This window comes from Streptomyces sp. NPDC007095, from assembly GCF_040634475.1.
In the GTDB taxonomy this organism is placed as follows: Bacteria; Actinomycetota; Actinomycetes; order Streptomycetales; family Streptomycetaceae; genus Streptomyces.
Map to the genome: position 1 here is coordinate 1 of NZ_JBEYFS010000214.1, position 20,822 is coordinate 20,822.

Below are 20,822 nucleotides of genomic sequence, written 5' to 3' on the forward strand. Positions count from 1 at the left end.
GATGCTGGCGTGTGCACGGATCGGCGCGGCGCATTCGGTCGTCTTCGGCGGATTCCGCCTGTACGGCCTCCTCGCCGCCCACGGAGGCGAGGATGATGCCGTCGGCGGCCGTCGCCACGGTGAACAGCCGGGCACGGTCGGCGCGCGCCAGACCCGCCTCGGACAGACGCACGTGCAGCGCCTCCGCGAGCAGTGGGTGGGGGCCGAGAACGTCGGTCAGGTCGGCCGCGATCCGGCTCTCCATGACGGCCTGGCGGACCCGGCGCAGCAGCGCGTTGTCGGGGCCGGCGAGCAGGGGCACCACGACGGCGACGGGGCCGTCGGGCTCGGTCACGTCCGCACCGGCGGCACGGGCCTGCTCATAGCGGGCGGTGCGCTCCTCGGCGGCACGCGTGAGCACGGACTGCAGCGTGGGGAACTCGGCGTCGTCCCCGTCGAGGTACCCGATCCGGGCGTCGAGGCCGGGCAGCTCGGAGCGCGCGATGCTCACGACCTCCTCGGCGAGGCTGCGCGTGGCCGCGCTGGAGGTGCCCGGCACCGCGAGGACGAGCGCAGGCGCGCCCTCGGGAGCCGCCAGCGGCTCGGGTCGGCGGTGCCGCCCGGGCTGGCGAGGTCGCGGCATTCGTACTGGCAGGCCGGACGCGGGTCCAGTGGGGGAGCTCATGGCGACGCATGTTACTGGCTTCTTGGGCTCCCCTGTTCGGGGAGGGTGCAGGTGAGCGGTATCCGTCCCCTTTTGTCTGATGAGTTACGCGTGGATCAGAAATGATCGGCGTGACTGGACCCGCCGGTGCGGTGGTGCTCCTGTGCCGACCGGTGCGGGAGTCAACTGCACTTGTCCGGCAGGACGGATGAATCCCCCTTTCGGGGCATGGATGGCGAGGTTGTGCCCTTTTCGGTCCTCACGTACAGCATGTGTTCGTCGCGGGGGAGCGTGAGCCGGTCGCTCGCCAGGCCGACGGCGATATGTACGGCGCCGTCCAGCGGGGTGCCCGCGGCCGCTACCTGCCGGGCGTGCGGCAACCGCTCCGTCAGCTCCGCGCGCAGGGGTACGAGGAGCGGGTCGCCCATCTTGAACAGGCCACCGGTGAGGGCGACTCGGTCCTCGCCGGTGTCCGGGCAGACGGCGGCCGCGGAGTCGGCCAGGTGCCGGGCGGCGGCGCGCAGCACGTCACGCGCGACGGGGTCCCCGATGGCGGACGCGGCGCACGCGGCCACTTCGGGCGCGAAGGAGGCGAGTACGGCGGGCCGGTCGGTGCGCGGATACAGCTTGCCCGGCAACCCGGCCACCGGTCCGAACATCTCCTCGGCCCGCGCCAGCAGCTCCGCCGACCCACCGGGGCGCCCGTCGAAGGCCCGCAGGGCCGCCTCGAGCCCGGCGCGGCCGATCCACGCCCCACCGCCGCAGTCGCCGAGCAGGTGGCCCCAGCCGTCCGCCCTGCGCCAGCTCCCCAGATCGGTGCCGACCGCGATCATGCCGGTGCCCGCGGCGATCACCGCGCCCGGCCGGGGGCCGAGCGCGCCCACGTACGCGGTGACCGCGTCGGCGGCCAACGCAAGCCGTCGCACGCCGAGTTCGCGCTCCAGCGCGCGGGGCAGCTCGGCACGCAGTGCGTCGCCGAGGGTGGCGAGACCCGCCGCTCCGACGGCGACGGCCCCGAGTTCCTCGGTCCCGGTGGCGGCCATCAATTCCCGTGCCATCGGGAGCAGTTGCTCCAGCAGATGTCCGGCGTCGATGCCGCGCGGGCCCGTGCGGACCGGCTCCTTGGAGGTCAGTGGAACGCCGACGACATGCCCGTGCACGGCCAGCGCCGCCCGCAGCCCCGAGCCGCCCGAGTCCACCGCCAGCACACCTGCCGACGCGTGGGAGGGACGCAACAGGCTCCCCTCCTCTCTGCTGACCGGCCAGCCGGTCGATCGTCGGGCGATCGACCGGACCGGCTCGATGATCTCGGCGAGGAGGAAGACTAGCGCCGGAAGGCGGGTCCGCGCGCGGCGACTCGTCCGTATCAATGCGTCACGGCGTGTGCCAGTAGAGTGGCACGTCGTGGCACCACGACCCTTGCATGAACTCATCGAAGCAGGCTGGGCGAAGGCCCTGGAACCTGCGGCCGAACGTATCGCCGCCATGGGGGACTTCCTCCGGGCCGAGATAGCGGCAGGCCGGACCTATCTCCCGGCCGGGGCGAATGTCCTGCGGGCCTTCCAGCAGCCTTTCGACGACGTCCGCGTGTTGATCGTCGGCCAGGATCCCTACCCCACGCCGGGGATGGCCATCGGGCTGAGTTTCGCCGTGTCGCCCGAGGTGCGTTCACTGCCGGGCAGCCTGGAGAACATCTTCCGGGAACTGCACACGGACCTGGGGCTGCCCAGGCCGTCCAACGGAGATCTGACGCCCTGGACCGCGCAGGGGGTGCTGCTGCTCAACAGGGCGCTGACGACGGCGCCCCGCCAGCCCGCGGCGCACCGGGGCAAGGGCTGGGAAGAGGTCACGGAGCAGGCGATCCGGGCGCTGGTCGCGCGGGAGAAGCCGCTGGTGTCGATCCTGTGGGGGCGCGACGCCCGCAATCTGCGGCCGTTGCTCGGGGATCTCCCGGCGATCGAGTCCGCGCACCCCTCACCGATGTCGGCCGATCGCGGCTTCTTCGGCTCGCGTCCGTTCAGCCGCGCCAACGAGCTGTTGGTGAGGCAGGGCGTGCAGCCGGTGGACTGGCGCCTGCCGTAGAGCGGTCACCGGATCTGGTGCCGCCCGCGCGGGTTCACGGGTCCCGTACGGGTTCTGTGGACAGGGACGGGGCGGGCGCCGGTGCGGGCGGTGCCGGCCGGAGGGCGCGGGACTCGCCACCGTCGTGGACGCCGAACCCGATCCGACCGTCGTCGGCGAGGCCGTGACGGAGTGTCAGCCGTCCCGTTCGACGTCACCGCGACCCTGCCCCAGGACCGGCGGCCGCCCGAGCTCCGTCGGATTTTCGGGCGGCATCGTGCAACCCCGCCACCGCCGAGCGCGTCGACGTGCACGAGACTGTGCTCCGCGAGTGCATCCCGCAGCTCGTCCGCACCGACCCGGGAGGGACCAACAGCATGATCATTTTTGGCACCAGGGGATACCTGTACCAGCTCGCGATACTGACGCTGGTGTGTGGCCACTGCGGCAACCCTTCCGCGCACACGCTCCGGAAGCGTGTCACGAAGTTCACGCTGTTCTTCGTGCCGCTGTTCCCGATCTCGTCGAAGTACGCGACGCAGTGCACTTTCTGCGGCGCGGAGCAGAAGGCGACCAAGGAGCAGGCGGAGCAGCTGCAGGCGCAGGCCGCGAGCGCCCACGCCGCCCAGCAGTACGGCCAGCCGCAGCAGCCCCAGCAGCCGTACCAGGCCTGAGCCGGGGGCGGGGACCGGCGCGGCGGTACGTCGACGGCGCCGCGCTCCCCGCGGACGGCGCCGGTCCGCCGCCAACCCCTTCCGTATGAGTCGTCCAGACTGCATTGCGTGCCGTATCGGCCGGAAATTGCCCTCGCGGGACAATGATGGACTACTTGGACATGGCGTCTCGACGGAAGGGAACCCTCATGGGTCTGATCGGATCGATCGGCCTGATCCTGCACCCCCGGCGCAATCCGGGACCGGTCATCGAGTCGGTCGTGCAGTGGGCCCGCAAGAACGAGGCCGAGGTGCTGGGGCTGCCGGACGAGGTGGGCCGTATCGACTGCAGCGCCGTGGCCGTACCGGCTCAGGACCTCGTCGCCCGGGCCGATCTGATCGTCAGTCTCGGCGGGGACGGGACCATGCTCCGTTCCATGAGGCTGCTGTCCGGAAGTGCCACTCCGGTGCTCGGCGTCAACCTGGGCCGGCTGGGCTTCCTCGCGGAGATCGATGTCGACGAGCTCCAGCCGGCGCTGGACCGGATCGACAGCGGTCAGTTCACCACCGAGGCCCGGATGGCCGTACGAACGCGCCTCCCGGACGGGCGCGAGGTCCGTGCGTTCAACGACATCGCCCTCGTACGGGTACCCGGCAGCGGCATGGCCGCCATCGCGATCCGGCTCCAGGACGAGGAGTTCATCCGCTACGCCGCCGACGCCGTCGTCGTCTCCACGTCGACCGGATCGACGGCGTACAGCTTCGCTGCGGGCGGCCCGATCCTCTCCCCCCGGGTCGAAGCCATCCTGGTCGTTCCCGCCAGCGCGCACTCGTCGTTCGACCGGGCGCTCGCCCTGCCCGCGGACGAGGACGTCACGCTCGAACTGCTCCCCACGACCGGGCGATTGGCGGTCGAGGTCGACGGCGAGGTGCTCGGCTATCTCGACGCGGGCGATTGGATCACCGTGACGGCGTGCCCCGCGGCGGCTCATGTCGTGCGCCTGGGCGGTACGACGTTCTACCAGCGAGCACGCAGAAAACTCGGCATCAAAGGAAGTATCGAAGCGGGCGGCCGAACCTCCCAGAACTCCGCCGGCCCCTCGACGGCGCCCTGACACGCGGGCCGAGGAACGCGTCTTGAGCGGCACAGCGGCCGATCCGGGGGAGGCGGCCTTGGGCAGGGTGGGCCGCCGACGGAAGGGTGGGCCGCCGACGGAAGGGTCCATGTCATGACCGCGCCGCAGACCCGGCGGCCGACGCTGATGGTCGTCCACGCGCATCCGGACGACGAGGCCGGTCAGACGGGCGGCACGCTCGCCCGATACGCGGCACCCGGAGTTCGTACGGTTCTCGTCACCTGCACCGACGGTGCGCAGGGCGACGGAGCCGGCAGCAGCGGGCCCGGCGACCGCGACCACGAACCGGCGCAGGCCGCCGCACGACGCTCCCGCGAGCTCGCCGAGTCGGGGGCCGCGCTCGGCATCAGTGACCTGGTCCGGCTGGATCACCCCGACTCCGGCGTGCCCGACTCGGCGGATGACATCGATCCTCACGCGTTCAGCAGGATGGAGGGCGAACCGGTCGTCCGGCGGCTCGAGGCGCTGATGCGGGAGTACCGGCCGGATGTGATCGTGACGTATCCGCCGAACGGGTTCTCGAACCATCCGGATCATGTCCGTACACACGAGCTGACCGTCGCCGTCTTCGAGCGGATCAAGCGGTCCGGCGGACTTCACCCTCACAGCGATCACAGCGATCACAGCGATCAGAGTGATCAGAGTGATCAGAACGAGGAGGGCGGCCGGCACCGGCGGAGCCTGCCGAAGCTGTGCTGCGTCGCCGTGTCGCTCTCGAGCCTGAAAGCGGTGCGGGCACCGGCGGAGGCCGCCCTGGGACCCGACGCCTGGATCCCCCCGCTCGCCCTCGCCGCCGTCGTCACCGTGTCGTCGTCGACGACGACGACACGGTGACCGCGGTCGTGGATGTCTCCGACTTCTGGCCGCACAAGCTGCGGGCCCCGGCGGCCCACGCCGGTCAGGCGGGCGCCGCGGCCCTGCTGAGGCTCTTCAGCGTGCCCGGGGACGAGGGCCGGACCGAGGAGTACGTGCGGGCCCACCCGCCCTGGACCGGCGGCACACGGGAGAGCGATCTGTTCGAGGGCGCCCGCGAGACGCCCTGAACCGTACGGCCTCGCCCTGACCGGGGCTCAGTCCTGCCGTCCGACCCCTTGAAGCGCCGCCCGTTGCCGCGCGGCACGCACCGCCGCCGACAGCGAGGCGATGTCGTACGCGCCGTGGTGGCGGCGGCCGTTGACGAAGAACGTCGGGGTGCCCGAGACACCGCTGAGGTCGGCGGACTCCACGTCCGCCGCGACCCGGGCCGTTCCCGTGCCTTCGCGGAGATCCTTGCGGAAGCGTTCGGTGTCGAGGCCGATCCCCTCGGCGTAGCGGAGCAGGTCCTTCGGCCGCAGGTCACCCTGGTGCTGCATCAGCAGATCGTGCATCTTCCAGTACTCGTCCTGGTGGGCCGCGGCCTCGGCGGCCTCCGCGGCGAGCTGGGCGTTCGGATGGACGTCGGTCAGCGGCAGGTGCCGCCACACGTAGCGCACGTCGCCGAAGTCGGCGAGCAGCTCACGCACCACGGGCTCGGCCAGGCCGCAGTAAGAGCACTCGAAGTCCCCGTATTCGACGAGTGTCACGGGCGCCTCCAGCGGGCCGCGTACGTGGTCGCGGTCCACGTCCACGGGGTCGCTGAGGTCGACGATGGTGGTGCCCGTGCCGAGCAGGGCCCGGATACGGGAACGCTTGGGAAGGGCGCCGATCACCCAGGTGACCAGCCAGGTGAGGAGGAACGAGCAGACCACGGCGGCGAGGATGCCGATCTTCGCCTCCGCCAGCCGGGCCCCGTCGAAGGCGAGCGTCGCGATCAGCAGGGACACGGTGAACCCCACCCCCGCCAGGGTGCCGCCCGCGGTGATCGCGCCCCAGCCGACCGGCGGGTGCAGACGCCCACGGCTGGCGCGTGTGGTGAGCCAGGTGGCGCCGACGATGCCGAGCGGCTTGCCGAGCACGTAGCCGAGGAGGATGCCGAGGGCGATCGGCGAGGCGAAGGCATGGGCCAACTGGCTGCCGCTGACGGTGATGCCGGCGTTGGCGAGGGCGAACAGCGGCACGATCACATAGCTCGTCCAGGGGTGGAACATCCGCGTGAGCCGGTCGTTGGGCGAGAGCGTCGAGGCGATTCCGCGCCGTACGGAGCGCTCCAGTTCCGGGGTCGGCTGCTCGCGGAAGCGCCGGAACAGGCGGCTGGCTCGTTCCAGGTCGACGCGCTCGGCCGGGTAGGCGTAGGTGAGCAGGCCCATCGCGAGCCCGGTCACGACCGGGTCCACCCCCGACTTGAGCAGCGCGACCCACACCGCCGCGCCCAGCACCGCGTACAGGGCGGGAAGCCGCATCCCGAGTGTGCGCCGCACCAGAACGACGGCCGCGAAGAGGCCGAGCGCCGTCAGCAGCGCGGGCAGGGCCAGGGTGCCGCTGTAGGCGACGGCGATCACGGCCAGCGCCAGGAAGTCGTCCACGACGGAGATGGTGAGGATGAAGACCCGCAGACTGTCGGGCAGCCGTGCCCCGAAGAGGGCGAGCATGCCCAGGGCGAAGGCCGTGTCCGTCGACATGGCGGCGCCCCAGCCGTGCAGGGAGCCATGGCCCGCGTTGAGGGCCAGGTAGATCGCGATCGGCACGACCATGCCGCTGAGCCCGGCGAGCAGCGGCAGCGTCACTCTCCTGCGCTCCCGCAGCTCGCCCAGGTCGAACTCCCGGCGCGCCTCGAGTCCCACGACGAAGAAGAACAACGTCATCAGCCCGCTGTTCACCCACTCCCGCAGGTGCAGGGAGACTTCGCCCGCCCCGAGGCGGACCGACAGCTCGGTGCGCCAGAAGTCCTCGTACGTGCCCGGCCCCGTGTTGGCCCAGACGAGGGCCGCGAGCGTGGCGGCCAGCAGGACCGCGGCACTGCCGGTCTCGGTCCGCAGGAAGGAGCGCAGCGGACTGCGCGCGTCCTTGCCGCACACGGTCTGCCCCGACAGGGGCGAGGTCTCAGCTGGCACAGTCACCCCCTGATTCTCGCCCGGCGCGTGGTCCGGCACGCGGCGAAACGGTGCCGGGGAAGGAGATCGGCTCAGGCGTCGGGGAAGGGGATCCGCTCAGGTGCCGGGGCAGCGGATCCGCTCAGTGGTCGGCGAGGAGGTCCCGGATGGCCTTGACGACATCGGCGGGGGCCTCCTCGGCCATGAAGTGACCGCAGGAGACGGTCGTGTGCCGCAGGTCGGGTGCCCAGGCGCGCCACCGCGCGGCGGCGTCGAAGCCGAGAGCCGCGCCCCAGTCCTGCTGGAGAACGGCCACGGGCATCCGCAGCCGGTTCCCGGCAGCACGGTCGGCCCGGTCGTGCTCGACGTCGATGCCGGCCGAGGCACGGTAGTCCGCGACGATGGAAGGGACCGCCGCGCGGGAGGCCGCCAGGTAGGCGGCACGGATCTCGTCCGGGATCGCCCTCGGGTCCTGTGTCCAGATGTCGAGGAAATGACCGAAGAAGACGTCCGCGGCGGCGTGGATCATCCGCTCGGGCAGGCCCGGCGGCTGGGCCATCAGGTAGAGGTGGAAGCCGACGGCCGCGCCGGTGCCGTGCATCACGTCCCACATGTCCAGCGTGGGCAGCACGTCGAGCGAGGCGAGATGGGTGATCGCCTCGGGGTGGTCGAGGCCGGCGCGGATGGCGACCAGCGCGCCCCGGTCGTGTCCCGCCAGCGCGAAACGCTCGTGGCCCAGAGCGCGGGCGAGCGAGACGACGTCGGCGGCCATGGTGCGCTTGGCGTACGCGTTCCCGTCGGCGCCGGTGTCGACGGGCTTGTCGCTGGCGCCGTAGCCCCGCAGGTCGGGACAGATGACGGTGTGGTCGGCCGCGAGGTCGGCGGCCACGTGCCGCCACATCAGGTGGGTCTGCGGGAAACCGTGCAGCAGCACGATCGGGCTGCCGGATCCGGCGACGGCGACGCTGAGCGCGACATGGTCGGCGACGGGGACGCGCCGGTAGTCGAAGCCGGGGATGGTCGGTGCCATGGTTCGCCCTTTCTGGAAGGCGGAAGCGGAAGGTGAGGGGCACGACGAGCCTGACGGGCGCGAATCAGCAGGTGATCAGCAGATGATTGGCAGGCGATCGGCAGGCGATCGGCAGGCGATCGGCAAGCGGTCCGCACGTCGTCGGCGCAGTACCGTGGCGAGGGCGTCGGGCGAAGTGAGCCGGGAGAGGTGAGAAGGGTGGGGGTCACGTTCGGTGTGCTCGGACCGACCGTGGCCGAGAGCGACGGCCGCACGCTCGCGCTGAAGGGACCCAGGCACCGGGCCGTGCTGGCGCGGCTGGTGGTGGCCCGTCGCCGGGTCGTCCCTGTCACCCACCTGGTCGACGACCTGTGGACGGATCCCCCGCCCGGCGCCGTGGGCGCCGTACAGACGTTTGTCGCCGCGCTGCGACGCGTCCTGGAGCCGGACCGTCCGCCCCGGACCCCCGCCCGCCTGCTGGTCACGGACGGCCCCGGGTACGCGCTGCGCCCGGAACCGGACGCCGTGGACGCCTGGCGCTTCGAGACAGCCGTCGGCGCCGCCGCGCGGCCGCCGGCCACGGAGGCGCTGTCGCGACTGGAGGAGGCGCTGCCGCGACTGGAGGAGGCGTTGGCACTGTGGCGCGGGCCCGCCTACGCCGAGTTCGAAGAGGAGGACTGGGCCAGGGGCGAGCGCTCCCGCCTTGCCGAGCTGCGGCTCCAGGCGGTGGAGCAGCGGGCCCGGACACAGCTCGCCCTCGGCCTGGCCGCCGAGGCGGTGCCCGACCTGGACGTACATCTCGCCGCTCACCCCTGGCGCGAGGACGCCTGGCGGCTGCTGGCGCTGGCGCTGTACCGGCAGGACCGTCAGGGGGATGCGCTGGGTGTGCTGCGCAGAGCCCGGGCGGTCCTGGCCGACCAGCTGGGGGTGGACCCCGGGCCCCGGCTGCGCCGTCTGGAGGCGGACATCCTCGCCCAGGAGCCCGGGCTCGATCCTCCGGCCGGGCCGACGGCGACCGCGGCCCGGCTGTGGACACGGACGGCGGCGGTCTACGACCGTACGGTCGCCGCCGGTGCCCGGGCCCGGTTGGAGACGACGGTGAGTCTGATCCGCAACCTCGCGGTCACCGGGGGCGGTGGACTCGCGGCCGCCGGGCAGCACCGCATGGAGGCCATCGCGGCGGCGGAGGAGTTCGGCGACCCGGACCTGACCGCCAGGGTGATCGGCGCCTACGACGTTCCCGCGATCTGGACCCGCAGTGACGATCCGGAGCTGGCCCGACGGATCGTCGAGGCCGCCGAGCGCGCCCTGACCGCCTTGCCGGGCGACGCGCACGAGGCCTCGCGGTGCCGCCTGCTGGCCACGATCGCCCTGGAGACACGCGGCAGCCGAGCGCCACGCGGCCCCCAGGCCGCCCGCGAGGCGGAGGAGATCGCCCGTCGTCTCGACGATCCCGCGCTGCTGGCGTTCGCCCTGAACGGGGCGTTCATGCAGTCCTTCACCCGCGCGGGCCTGGCCCCACGGCGTGACGAGATCGGCGCGGAGCTGGTCGAACTGGCCGCCCGGCACGACCTGGTGACCTATGAGGTACTCGGTCACCTCATCCGGCTCCAGGCACGCGGCGCGCTCGCCGACTTCGCCGCGGCCGACCGCCATGCCGCCGCCGTGGACCTGTTGGCCGAGCGCCACGAGCTGCCGCTCGCGAGCGTCTTCACCCAGTGGTACCGGGCGTTGCGGCTGGCCGCGTCGGGGCAACCGGCGGGGGCCGAGAGCGCCTACCGGGATGCCGCCGCACGGCTGGACGGCGCCGGGATGCCGGGCCTGGAGCGTGGACTTCTTCCGCTCGCCCTGCTGTGCCTGCGGGTGCAGCACAGGAGGACGTGGTCCGACCCCGATTCAGGGGAAACTGGCCCAGGGGATACCGGTCCACGAGGTTCCGATCCAGGGCCGGTCGAGCTCGACCTGGGGGCGGACTGGGGCCCGTACCGCCCTTGGGCCGCACCCTTCGCCTTGCTGGCGTCCGGTCGCCGAGCCGAGGCACGGGCGGCACTGCGCGCGCTCCCGGAGCCGCCGCACGACCTGATGTACGAGGCGTGCTGCTGCCTGGAGGCCGTGGTCGCGCTGGAGGTCGGTGACCGGGACGTGCTGGAGCGGGCCCGTACCCGCCTGCTGCCGGCCGCCGGGGAACTCGCCGGTGCGGGCAGCGGCCTGATCACCCTCGGCCCCGTCAACGACCATCTCGCCGACATCACCGGCGCGCTGCGGGCGCCTACGAGTCCAGTTCCGCCCAGATGATCTTTCCCTCGTGTGTGTACCGGGTGCCCCAGCGGTGGGTGAGCTGGGCGACGAGGAAGAGGCCGCGCCCCCCTTCGTCGGTGGTCCGGGCGTGCCGCAGCCGAGGGGAGCTGTTGCTGGTGTCGGTGACCTCGCAGATCAGGCGGGATGCGCGCAGCAGCCGCAGCCGCACGGGGCCCGGGGCGTAGCGCACCGCGTTGGTGACCAACTCGCTCACGACGAGTTCGGTCTCCATGGCCAGTGCTTCCATTCCCCACTCGCGGAGTTGGCGGGTGGCGAGGGCGCGGGCCCCGGCCACGGCGGCGGGATCGGAGGCCACGTCCCACGAGGCGACGTGGTCGGCGCTGAGCGCGTGAGTGCGCGCCACGAGGAACGCGACGTCGTCGGACTGCGGCGTGGAGGTCAGGCTCCGTACGTTGCCGCAGAGCGTCTCCAGCGGGAGATCGCAAGGGCACAGGGCGTCCCCGAGGCGGGCCATTCCGACCTCGACGTCCCGCTCGTCACCTTCGATGAGGCCGTCGGTGTAGAGGCCGATCAGGCTGTTCTCGGCGAGCTCGATGTCGACTGCCTCGAACGGGAGTCCGCCCAGCCCCAGCGGGGGACCGGCAGGCAGCTCCGGGAAACTGACCCGGCCCTCCGGAGTGACGAGGACCGGCGGCGGATGGCCGGCCCGGGCCAGCGTGCAGTTCCGCGTGACCGGGTCGTAGATGGCGTAGAGGCAGGTGGCGCCCATCACCGTGGTGCGGGTCAGGTCGGCCGACGCGTCATGGGACTCCTCCTCGCTGAGGCGGAGCACCAGGTCGTCGAGGTGGGCCAGGAGTTCGTCGGGCGGCAGATCCATGTCGGCGAGTGTCTGCACCGCGGTACGCAGCCGGCCCATCGTGGCGGCGGCACTCAGACCGTGGCCGACCACATCGCCCACGACGAGGCCGACTCGGGCTCCGGACAACGGGATGACGTCGAACCAGTCCCCGCCCACACCGTCCTTGGCGTCCGCGGGCAGATACATGGAGGCCACGTCCACGGCCATGCCGCCCTCCAGCGTATGGGGCAGAAGGCTGTGCTGGAGCGTGAGTGTGGCGTGGTGTTCCCGTGTGTAGCGGCGGGCGTTGTCGACGCAGACGGCCGCTCGTGCGACGAGTTCCCGGGCGAGCAGTACGTCGTCCGGGGTGAAGGGAGCCGGGTTCCGCGAGCGGACGAAGGTGGTGAGGCCGAGGACGGTGTCCCGCGCCCGCATCGGCACGGAGATGAGTGAGTGCAGTCCGAACTCGCGCATGCTCGAGGTCCTGGACGGCTGTTCGACGACCCATTGCGGGTTGTCGGGGTTCAGCACCGGTATGAGAACGGGATCGCCGTTCACGAGGAGGCCGAGATCGTGCGGGGGAGGGATGAAGTCCACCGGATCGCCGACCTGGGCGACCGCCTCCGGGCACCCCTCCCGGACGGAACTCATGCCCGCCCGCCGCATCACCGGCCCCGTCGTCGCCGGACCCGCGTCGGACAGCCAGGTTCCGTGCCCCTGGGTGCTGAGGACCGGCTCCAGCAGATCCACGATGGCGAAGTCGGCGAACCGGGGTACGGCGAAGTCGGCCAGCTCCTGGGCCGTCTCCATGACGTCCAGGGTGCTGCCCACACAGGCGCCGGCTTCATTGACCATGGAGATCAGTTGGCGGGCGTTCCACCGGTCGGTGACGTCGAGAACCATGTAGCAGATGCCCGTGACGGCGCCCTCGACGTCCACCAGGGGGAAGAACGACGTGGAGTAGGCGTGCTGCCGATGCGGGTCGGCCCAGCTCCAGCCCAGGTACTCGAAGTCGCTGACCGGCTCGCCGGTCCGCAGTACCTTGCGCATCACGCCCTCGATGGTCTCCGCCTCCAGACCCGGGAGCAGGTCGCTCAGGCGCCGGCCCAGACGCTGGTCACGGGGTATGCCGCCGATGCTCTCCAGGGTGTTGTTGAGCCAGATGCACTGCAGGTCCATGTCCACGATGGCCATTCCCACGGGCGAACGGGTCAGGAACCCGTCCAGCACGGACTGACCCATGGCCCAGCGCGTGATGCGCTCCCGTGCCGAGACGAGAAAACACTCGTCGTCGCCGACCTGGAACGACGCGGAAACGCGCAGATTCACTTCGACACGACGGCCGTCGCGATGCGACAGCGTGACCACTCCGCTCCAGGGCTGGCCCCCACGGCAGCGTTCCATGATCGCTGCTACGCGGCCGGGGTCTTCGGGCATGGCGAACAGACGGCCCACAGAGCCTCCTACGACCTCGCGGGCCGAACGGCCGAGGAGTTCTTCCGCGCTTCTGGTCCAGCCGATCACCGTGCCGGCCAGGGTGACGATCGCCGCCGCGTCCGAGGCTGCTTCTTCCGTACCGATATAGGGCTCTGCGCCGGGACCTTTGCCTGATTCCGGAGTCGCAGGCGTCACGTCTTCACCGCCATCCCCATACCTCCATGCTCGCGCCTCCCGCATCGGCGCGCCAGCGGCGCAAGGGACCGTTCGACACGGTGAATTCGCTACCGGCCGGGTCGGCACCACCACGGTGGGTGACCGACGCCGGATGTCGTCCGAGAGGCGGCCTCCGGGTCTCAGCCGACGACTGCGGCGCGTACGCACAGCACGTCCGGCAGATGCGAGACCAGTTGCCGCCAGCTGTCCCCGTCGTCCGCCGACGCGTACACCTCGCCATTGCGATTGCCGAAGTACACGCCCGCCGGGTCCGCGCCGTCCGTGCAGAGCGCGTCGCGCAGCACCGTGCCGTAGTGGTCCTCCGTGGGCAGCCCCGCGGTCAGCGGATCCCAGGTCTTGCCCGCGTCCTGCGTGCGGAAGACACGACAGCGCCGGTCGGCCGGGACGCGGTCCGCATCCGCGTTGATCGGGAAGACGTACGCCGTGTTGCCGCGGTGCGGATGCGCGGCCACCGCGAACCCGAAGGTGGACGGCAGGTCCGCGCCGATGTCGGTCCACTCGCCGCCCGCGTTGTCGCTGCGGTACACACCCCAGTGGTTCTGGAGGTAGAGCCGGTCCGGGGTCGACGCGTCCTGTGCGATCTTGTGCACGCACTGACCGAACTCCGGGTTCGGATCCGGCAGGAACACCGCGGAGACACCGGAGTTGGACGGCTCCCAGCTCGCCCCGCCGTCGTGTGTCCGGAACACCCCCGCCGTGGACACGGCGACCGTGACGGCCCCTGGGTCACGCTGGTCGGTGAGGACGGTGTGCAGCCCCTCGCCACCGCCGCCCGGCACCCACCGCGACCGGGTGGGGTGCTCCCACAGGGGCCGGACCAGCTGGAAGGACTCGCCTCTGTCCTCGGAGCGGTACAGCGCGGCCGGCTCCGTGCCCGCGTACACCACGTCCGGCTCGGCCGCCGCCGGGTGCAACTGCCACACCCGCTCCAGGGAAGCCCCGGTGTCCTTGGGGAACTTGACGGCCGGCTGAGCCGGCTCGGTCCACGTCCGCCCCAGGTCGTCGGAGTGGAAGACGGACGGACCCCAGTGCGCGCTGTCCCCTCCGGCCAGCAGCCGCGGTGTCTCGCCGCGGGTGTCGATCGCGACCGAGTACACGGCCTGCGCGTTGAAGTACGGACTCTCGTCGAACTCCCAGGCGGCGCCGCGCCGCCGCCCGATGAACAGCCCTTTACGTGTACCGACGGTGAGCAGTACTTCGGCCATGCCGACCACCTCCGCGACGACGTCGTCTCAGACATCGGCCAGTCTGCACCCCGGCACTGACAGTCTCCCCTGTACGCCGTGTCACCGCAGGTCAGCGGGGCGGCGTCGATCACCGGCGACGTCTCGTCCTGGCCGACGCGCCCACAGGTTGGCGATGACCGGATTCCTGGAACGCACGGGTCATCGGACTCGTTGTGAGCATCGGAGGGACCGATCCCGTATGGGAGGGCGATGTGGCATGTCCGTGCGGTCGTGAGGAGGACGCCATCGATGGCGGCATTCCGTGGTCCGAAGGCTCCGAAGGTGTGGCTGTGGCGATGGCGGCGCAATCCGCTGCGGCGTCGCAGTGACGCGCTGGAGGCCTGGATCGTGCTCGTCGCCTGGGCGCTCACCGCGCTCGGCGGGGTGCTCACCGGTCTGCTGGCGACGCAGTCCGTGGAGAACGGCCTGTCCCGGCAGCGGGCCGAGTGGCACTCCGTTCTGGCGTTGCTCGACGACGACGTGCCGAAGTCGACCGCGTCGGCGAACGACGCCGACATGGTCTGGGCGAAGGTCCACTGGACCGCGGCGGACGGCTCGCCGCACGCCGGCCAGGCCCGGGTGTCCGTCGGCAGCTCCGCGGGCACCCCGGTGACCGTATGGACGGACGCCGACGGCCGCCTCGTGACCAAGCCCCCCACGCCCTCCCAGGCCCAACTGCGCGCCGCGCTGGTGGGCGTCCTGGTGGGGGTGAGTGTCGCGGGTGTGCCGTTCATCGGCGGACGGCTGGTACGCGGACGCATGGAACGGCGGCGCATGGCGCAGTGGGACGAGGACTGGCAACGGGTCGGGCCCCTGTGGGGGCGGAAGACGGGCTGAGGAGACCCCCGGGGTCAGGCCGGATCGTGGGCCCCCTCCGGTGCCCATGCGGCCGTGAGGAGGGATGCCGTGGCGGCCGAGGCGTATGTGGACGACGCGAGCCAGGCGTGGGCGTACGCCTCCGGGTCGGCCGGCCGCAGGCGGCCCAGCGCGTCATGGCGCCGGTCCGAAGCGGTGTCCATCAGGGCCCGCGCGCACGCGGCCCCCGTGGTCAGACCCACCGTGGCGAGCCGACGGGGGAGTTCGCCGTCGGCCACGGCGGCGGTGACGGCGCGCCCACCCGCGACCGCGCGGTCCACGGCCCGCCGCAGGAGGCCGAGTTCCGTGGGAAGCGCGGGAGCGGGAGCGGGAGCGGGAGCGGGAGCGGGGGTGGACGGGATGACGGCCCTTGCTGCCCTGGGCAGGTGGGTGCGGTTGAGGCGGCGCAGGCCGAGGTCCGCGCGGATCGGGTCACCGTCCGCGCCCTGCCAGGTCGCGGCGAGGGTGCGTACACCGCTCGGCCGGTCGGCCGCGAGCCGCGCGATGAGGCGCACGGACAGACCGTGGGCCCCTGCCATAAGCCGGAGGTTCTCGACGTAGGGGAGTTCGGGACGCTCGTCGGGCGCCAGGAGGCGCACAGTGGGACCGCCGTCCACGGCGAACCCTCCGCCGGTGATCGTCCCGGTGAGAAAGAGCAGGTCACCACCCGCCTCCCGCTCCTCGGCGGGCTCCGCCGACCACCTCAGCGCTGCGGCCACCTGGTCGGCCGGGGAACGCCGCCAGAGCGTGTCGAGCGGCTCCTCGTGCCAACGGGCCCCCGACGCCTGTACGGAACGGACCGCGCCGCCACCGCCGATCCGCCCGTCCGGCGAGACGGTCGGGTCGGTGAGGATCGCCCCGCCGTGGTCGCCCAGTTCCCGCAGGGTGAGGGCGCTGCCGCCGGGGACCGCGGAGCCCGCGGCCTGCCGAGCACGGTCGGCGTTGCCCGGCGCCACGTCGGACAGCGAGCGGAGCCGACCGTCCTGCGCGAGGGCGTACGTGACCGCCCCGGCGTACCCCGAAGCGGTCACCACCGGCTCGGTGAACAGACCGCGCAGCCGCAGCGAACCGTTCGCCACATAGGCCCGACGTGCGGTGCCGATCAGAACCGGGTCCGGTGCGCGGCCCAGCCCGTCGGCGACGGTCAGCAACTCCGCCAGTTCCGAGGCCAGTTCGGGTAGCCGGAACGCGGGGTCCCCGGTGCCCGCCTCGGAGAGCCGTCGTGGCCCGGCTTGCTCGACACCATCCGGGTGAGCCGCTCCATCTCCTTGACCACGGCGAGCGCATGGTGCCCGTTCACCGGGTCGTTGACCAGCGCCCAGGCGGGAAAGCCCAGTGATTGATTGGCGCCTCACCCGGCCCACCGGCGCCGAGTCGGCGGTGCCGAAGCCCAGGTACTCCAGGGCGAGGTCCTCGGCGGGCCCGATCGCCTCGGGCACCAGCCGCACCACCGTGCGCCCCTCCAGTACGGGATGCCCTTACGTCCGAGCCGTCAGCACATCGCCGGCACCCTCGCCCAGCGGCAGTACCGCTCCCGACTCCAGCAACTGATCCCCGCTCACAGCTCCCCCTCCTCGTCCTCGCTGTTCACCACACGCCCCGCGTACACCAAAGCCGCCATCCGGACCCCCTCCGACCAGGCCACCGGCCCCACCTCCCGCAGCGGCAGCCGGCGCCCGCCCGCGGCCCGCCACTCCAGGCCGCCGGTACGGGTCTCGGACTCCGGGTAGTCGGCGCCGATCCAGTACGCTGCCTCCACCGAGACCCCGTTCTCGATCAGCGGGCACACCGCGTACCCGATAGCCGTACGAACCCGCCCGCGCGGTCGCGTGCCGCAGTTCCTCGAACTTCCCGCCCGCGTAGGCGCTCCACTCGAAGGGCTCGCCGTCCCTCTCGTCCGGCCGCGGCCAGACCTCCCGGAACAACTGGCCCGCGCCCTGCTCGACACCGAGTTCCGCCGCGAACTCCCGCAGCTCCTCCAGGTCTTCGAGGAGCACCGGATGCGGTATCACCACCGTCCGCGCGGCGAGCCGGACCGAGTCGCCGTCGAGGTCGACCACGCCGAGGCCCTGCTCCGGATCCGCGTCCCGCAGGAATCCGGCGCGCTCCAGCGCGACCGTGCCGTCCGCGTCCACCGGCGCCACCACCAGATCCCGCAGCGCCCCCTGCCAGGCGGCATCGGGCCACACCCGGGCCAGCAGGTCCGTCGGCACGGGCAGGGAGCGGACGATCCAGGTGTCCACCTGGGAGCGGCACTCCTGCTCATGGCGCTCCAGCCACTCGGCCAACTGCCGCAGCCGGACGACCTCCACGTCGTCCCGCAGCTTCGCGGGCACCTGCTTCAGCGTGCGCCCCGCCGCGTTGCGGCACCGTACCTGTGCGCCGTCCAACGTGACGGCGTACCCACTGGATGTCTCGATCCAACCCATGACAGGACCCCTCCCGAACCCACCTGCCGGCGATGGTGATCACAGTATGGGAGGGGTCTGACAATGCCCCGATGGGCGGTGCTAAAGGGGCTTTGAGCTGCGGTTTCTACGCGGCGTCCAGGGCGGCGCGGCACGCACGCAGCAACTGTTCGTCCTCGGCGATGTCATGGCTGCTGTATCCGCCGGCCCGCGCCTGGTGCCGCTGTGGTGTGGCGAGTTCCGTACGGAGCAGATCGTGGGCGGGCGTGCCCGCCGGACCCATCCGGATCAGACAGTAGGCGAGGACGGTGCGGGTGTGCGCGTTCTGCTCCCAGGCGGAGCGGAGCGCGGGGAGGACCGGCCCGGGGTCCCCCGCGATGTCCCACAGGGCGCCCGCGGCGATCGCGCGCGGCCACACCTTCCCGGAGTCGGCCATGCGGCGCAGTGCCGGCAGGGCGGGTCGGGCCGCGGGCCCCAGCCGGGCCAGGGCCTCGGCCGCGTTGCGTGCGTGGAGCGGCTCCTCCACCAATTCTCTTCGCAGCGTCGGCAGTACGGCCTCCGCGTCGCCCTCCACCGACCAGAGCGCACCGGCCGCCGTCACCGCGGATCCCCCGTCCAGCAGCTTGCGCAGGGCCGGTATCGCCTCCCGCGCGTCCGGGCCGCATCTGCCGAGTGCGTCAGCGATCGCCCGCACGAGCCACCTCCGGCTCCGCAGCCCCTCCGGCGCACCGTGCAGCAGCCGCAGCATCTCCGGTACCGCCGGGGCGTGTCCCAGCCTGCCGAGCGCGAACAGCAGCGGTACGGCACGGTCGTACGTATCGAGCGCGTCGAGGGGAACCTCGCCGAGCCGCTCGCGCAGCAGTGGAGCGAGCGGGGCCGCCGCCGGGCCCAAGTGCTGGACCTCGTAACCGGTTTCGGGCGGCACGACCGGACCGTCCAGCACCTCGGCGAGCGCCGCCACCGCGCGCGGATCCCCGGCCCTGGCCAGAGCCTTGAGCGGGGCGCCGAGGCTCGGTACCCCGCGCTCCCACTGGCGTATTCGGTGCTCGGGGCCCATCGCCACCAGGGCGGCCAGATGGTCGCCGGCTGGGGCGGCCAGACCGAAGAGGGACTCCAGGACGGAGGACGCGGCATCGCGCAACCGCTGCTCCTCGGTGACGACCTGCTCGCCGATCAACGCGACCAGCTCTTCGTACGAGCCCCGCCATTCACGGAAGAGCCCCGCCGACAACCACACGGCATTGCACCGGTCGGCCGGTTCGTCGCTGCTCAACTGGCCCTTGAGCAGGGCGATCCGGTCGGCGGTCCGGCTGCCGAGAGCGCTGTGCAGGGTCCGCGGAAGATGACCCCCCTCCTCGTCGGCGGGGCGCAGGCGTCGCAGGTGGCCGATGAGGGTGTCGGTGTCGGGCCGCTCGGGCTGGTCCGGTACCCGGGGGCGTCGTGATCTGGCCCGGAGCAGCGCGACGACGGTGGGCACGAGGTCGGCGGGCAGTCGATCGGGTGCGCAGCGGGCGAGTTGGCCGAGGGCGGCGAGCCGCAGCCCGGGGTCGTGCGGAGCGGCAGCGAGTTCGACCAGGTACTCCACCGCGGAAGCGGCGGACGCGGTGTGCAGGCGCGCGAACAGTCCCAGGCCCTCGGCCAGGGCCGGCCGGACCTGTTCCTCCTCTTCATCTTCGAGCCGTCCGGTCAACAGTCCGAGGACGCGCTCCGGTTGGCCGAGGAACCGCACGAGCGCCGTCGGTGCCGCCCTGCGCACCTCCGGGTCCCGGTCCGCGAGCAGGCCGACGAAGGCCGCGGCGCCCGACCGTATCGCCGCCCGGGCCATGGCGTAGTTGCCCTCGGCGCCGTCCCCGTCTTCGAGCGGACCGTCGTCGAAGGCGTCCCCACCGCCGATGCTGACGAGCAGTTCCACGACGCCGTCCCGGTCGGGGAGTTCCGAGTGCCCGACGAGTTCGAACAGGAACGGGATGCACGCGAGCGTCGAGTCGTAGACATCGCCCTGGTGGTGCACAGCCCCGTACATCCCGTCGAGCGCTCTCTCACGCTCCTCCGGGCAGGCGGAGGCCAGACCCCGGAGCAACTCCGGGACGTCCTCGGCGCTTCCATAGGCATGTTTCATCGAGGCCCAGCCGACCTCGTCCATCCCCGTGAACACGGCATCCTCCCCAGGTGTACGGCAATTCATCGTGAGTGTGTACCAAGGCACTGACAGTCACGTGTGCCTTTGGGGGCGTGTTCCGGCGACGAGGGTGGAACGGGCCCGCCGCCCGCGCCCAGGGGATTCGCATCGAGGCGCGGACGGCGGGGGACCTGTGGGACGCGTCAGACTCCGACGCCGAAGTCGGAGGCGATCCCGGACAGACCCGAGGCGTACCCCTGGCCCACCGCGCGGAACTTCCACTCCGCGCCGTTGCGGTACAACTCGCCGAAGATCATCGCGGTTTCGGACGCGGCGTCCTCCGACAGGTCGTAGCGCGCGAGTTCGATGCCGCCGGCCTGGTTGACGACGCGGATGAACGCGTTGCGGACCTGGCCGAAACTCTGTCCGCGCGCGTCGGCGTCATGGATCGAGACCGGGAACACGATCTTGGCGACCTCGGCAGGTACGCCGGCCAGGTTCACCTTGATGGACTCGTCGTCGCCCTCGCCCTCACCCGTCAGGTTGTCGCCGGTGTGCTCGACCGAACCGTCCGGGCTCCTCAGGTTGTTGTAGAAGACGAAGTGCTGGTCCGAGAGGACCTTGCCCGACTCGTCGACCAGCAGCGCGGACGCGTCGAGGTCGTAGTCGGTGCCCGTCGTGGTCCGCACGTCCCAGCCCAGACCGACGAGGACCGCGGTCAGGCCCGGCGCCTCCTTGCTGAGCGAGACATTGCCGCCTTTGGACAGGGAAACTCCCACGCTGCTCTCCTCCGTGCTGTCGTCGGCCGGACGAGTGGACGCCCGGCGCTGGATGGATCGACACCAAAAAAACTACATCACTGTAGAAATAGAGCGGGAGTTGCCAGCCGAAGCTCGTCGGTCCTAGGTCCTGTCGTCAAATTCCCGTCGTCCGCCCGGAGGGCGGGCCCTGCGGCGTCAGGTGCGTGCTCTCGGCGTGCCGGGCACAGGCCCT

16 protein-coding genes and 1 pseudogene are annotated in these 20,822 nt (G+C 72.0%); 7 read left to right on the top strand and 10 right to left on the bottom strand.

Annotation, left to right across the window (positions count from 1 at the left end):
* Together ABZ656_RS45605 and ABZ656_RS45610 are read right to left on the bottom strand one after the other, a co-directional pair.
* Positions 1–664: hypothetical protein (locus ABZ656_RS45605; protein WP_360276837.1), on the bottom strand; the 664-nt coding region annotated here is incomplete at its 3' end.
* 161 nt (positions 665–825) lie between these two features.
* Positions 826–1,878, bottom strand: a complete 1,053-nt coding sequence (locus tag ABZ656_RS45610; RefSeq protein ID WP_360276840.1) for a BadF/BadG/BcrA/BcrD ATPase family protein — start codon at positions 1,876–1,878, stop codon at positions 826–828.
* Positions 1,879–2,047: 169 nt separating this feature from the next.
* On the opposite strand from ABZ656_RS45610, the gene ABZ656_RS45615 reads away from it, so the two are divergent.
* The 5 genes from ABZ656_RS45615 (at position 2,048) to ABZ656_RS45635 (ending at position 5,536) form a co-directional block, all read left to right on the top strand.
* Entirely contained in the window at positions 2,048–2,725 is a 678-nt protein-coding gene (locus tag ABZ656_RS45615) for a uracil-DNA glycosylase (RefSeq protein ID WP_101408448.1), read from the top strand.
* 356 nt (positions 2,726–3,081) lie between these two features.
* Positions 3,082–3,378: a zinc-ribbon domain-containing protein gene (locus tag ABZ656_RS45620; protein WP_099946176.1), complete on the top strand. Its 297-nt coding sequence runs from the start codon at positions 3,082–3,084 to the stop codon at positions 3,376–3,378.
* Between the two features lie 188 nt (positions 3,379–3,566).
* Positions 3,567–4,472: an NAD(+)/NADH kinase gene (locus tag ABZ656_RS45625; protein ID WP_101407605.1), complete on the top strand. Its 906-nt coding sequence runs from the start codon at positions 3,567–3,569 to the stop codon at positions 4,470–4,472.
* Between the two features lie 114 nt (positions 4,473–4,586).
* Complete coding sequence (locus tag ABZ656_RS45630; protein WP_360276845.1) at positions 4,587–5,327, top strand: PIG-L family deacetylase; 741 nt, start codon at positions 4,587–4,589, stop codon at positions 5,325–5,327.
* Entirely contained in the window at positions 5,324–5,536 is a 213-nt protein-coding gene (locus ABZ656_RS45635) for a hypothetical protein (protein WP_360276848.1), read from the top strand. The genes ABZ656_RS45630 and ABZ656_RS45635 overlap by 4 nt, the downstream gene beginning before the upstream one ends.
* Positions 5,537–5,563: 27 nt before the next feature.
* On the opposite strand, the gene nhaA is transcribed toward ABZ656_RS45635, so the two are convergent.
* A complete protein-coding gene (gene nhaA, locus ABZ656_RS45640; protein WP_360276862.1) occupies positions 5,564–7,462 on the bottom strand; it encodes a Na+/H+ antiporter NhaA in 1,899 nt (632 codons plus the stop codon).
* A gap of 121 nt (positions 7,463–7,583) precedes the next feature.
* On the bottom strand, positions 7,584–8,471 hold the full coding sequence (locus ABZ656_RS45645; RefSeq protein WP_101407602.1) for an alpha/beta hydrolase: 888 nt from the start codon (positions 8,469–8,471) through the stop codon (positions 7,584–7,586).
* A gap of 198 nt (positions 8,472–8,669) precedes the next feature.
* Between ABZ656_RS45645 and ABZ656_RS45650 the strand changes: the two genes are divergently transcribed.
* On the top strand, positions 8,670–10,745 hold the full coding sequence (locus ABZ656_RS45650; RefSeq protein WP_101407601.1) for a BTAD domain-containing putative transcriptional regulator: 2,076 nt from the start codon (positions 8,670–8,672) through the stop codon (positions 10,743–10,745).
* Here ABZ656_RS45650 and ABZ656_RS45655 read toward each other — a convergent pair.
* Both ABZ656_RS45655 and ABZ656_RS45660 read right to left on the bottom strand, forming a co-directional pair.
* On the bottom strand, positions 10,720–13,128 hold the full coding sequence (locus tag ABZ656_RS45655) for a SpoIIE family protein phosphatase (protein WP_360276865.1): 2,409 nt from the start codon (positions 13,126–13,128) through the stop codon (positions 10,720–10,722). The genes ABZ656_RS45650 and ABZ656_RS45655 overlap by 26 nt on opposite strands.
* Positions 13,129–13,340: 212 nt before the next feature.
* Positions 13,341–14,426, bottom strand: a complete 1,086-nt coding sequence (locus tag ABZ656_RS45660; RefSeq protein ID WP_101407599.1) for a sialidase family protein — start codon at positions 14,424–14,426, stop codon at positions 13,341–13,343.
* A gap of 270 nt (positions 14,427–14,696) precedes the next feature.
* Between ABZ656_RS45660 and ABZ656_RS45665 the strand changes: the two genes are divergently transcribed.
* Entirely contained in the window at positions 14,697–15,284 is a 588-nt protein-coding gene (locus ABZ656_RS45665; RefSeq protein ID WP_101407598.1) for a hypothetical protein, read from the top strand.
* Between the two features lie 14 nt (positions 15,285–15,298).
* Here ABZ656_RS45665 and ABZ656_RS45670 read toward each other — a convergent pair whose 3' ends face one another.
* The 4 genes and pseudogenes from ABZ656_RS45670 to ABZ656_RS45685 form a co-directional block, all read right to left on the bottom strand.
* Positions 15,299–16,453: a hypothetical protein gene (locus ABZ656_RS45670; RefSeq protein ID WP_360276854.1), complete on the bottom strand. Its 1,155-nt coding sequence runs from the start codon at positions 16,451–16,453 to the stop codon at positions 15,299–15,301.
* 407 nt (positions 16,454–16,860) lie between these two features.
* Positions 16,861–17,731: pseudogene (locus ABZ656_RS45675) on the bottom strand (DUF4132 domain-containing protein).
* 106 nt (positions 17,732–17,837) lie between these two features.
* Positions 17,838–19,865: a HEAT repeat domain-containing protein gene (locus ABZ656_RS45680; RefSeq protein ID WP_360276857.1), complete on the bottom strand. Its 2,028-nt coding sequence runs from the start codon at positions 19,863–19,865 to the stop codon at positions 17,838–17,840.
* A 167-nt stretch (positions 19,866–20,032) separates the two neighbouring features.
* Entirely contained in the window at positions 20,033–20,608 is a 576-nt protein-coding gene (locus ABZ656_RS45685; protein WP_101407594.1) for a TerD family protein, read from the bottom strand.
* Between the last annotated feature and the right edge of the window lie 214 nt (positions 20,609–20,822).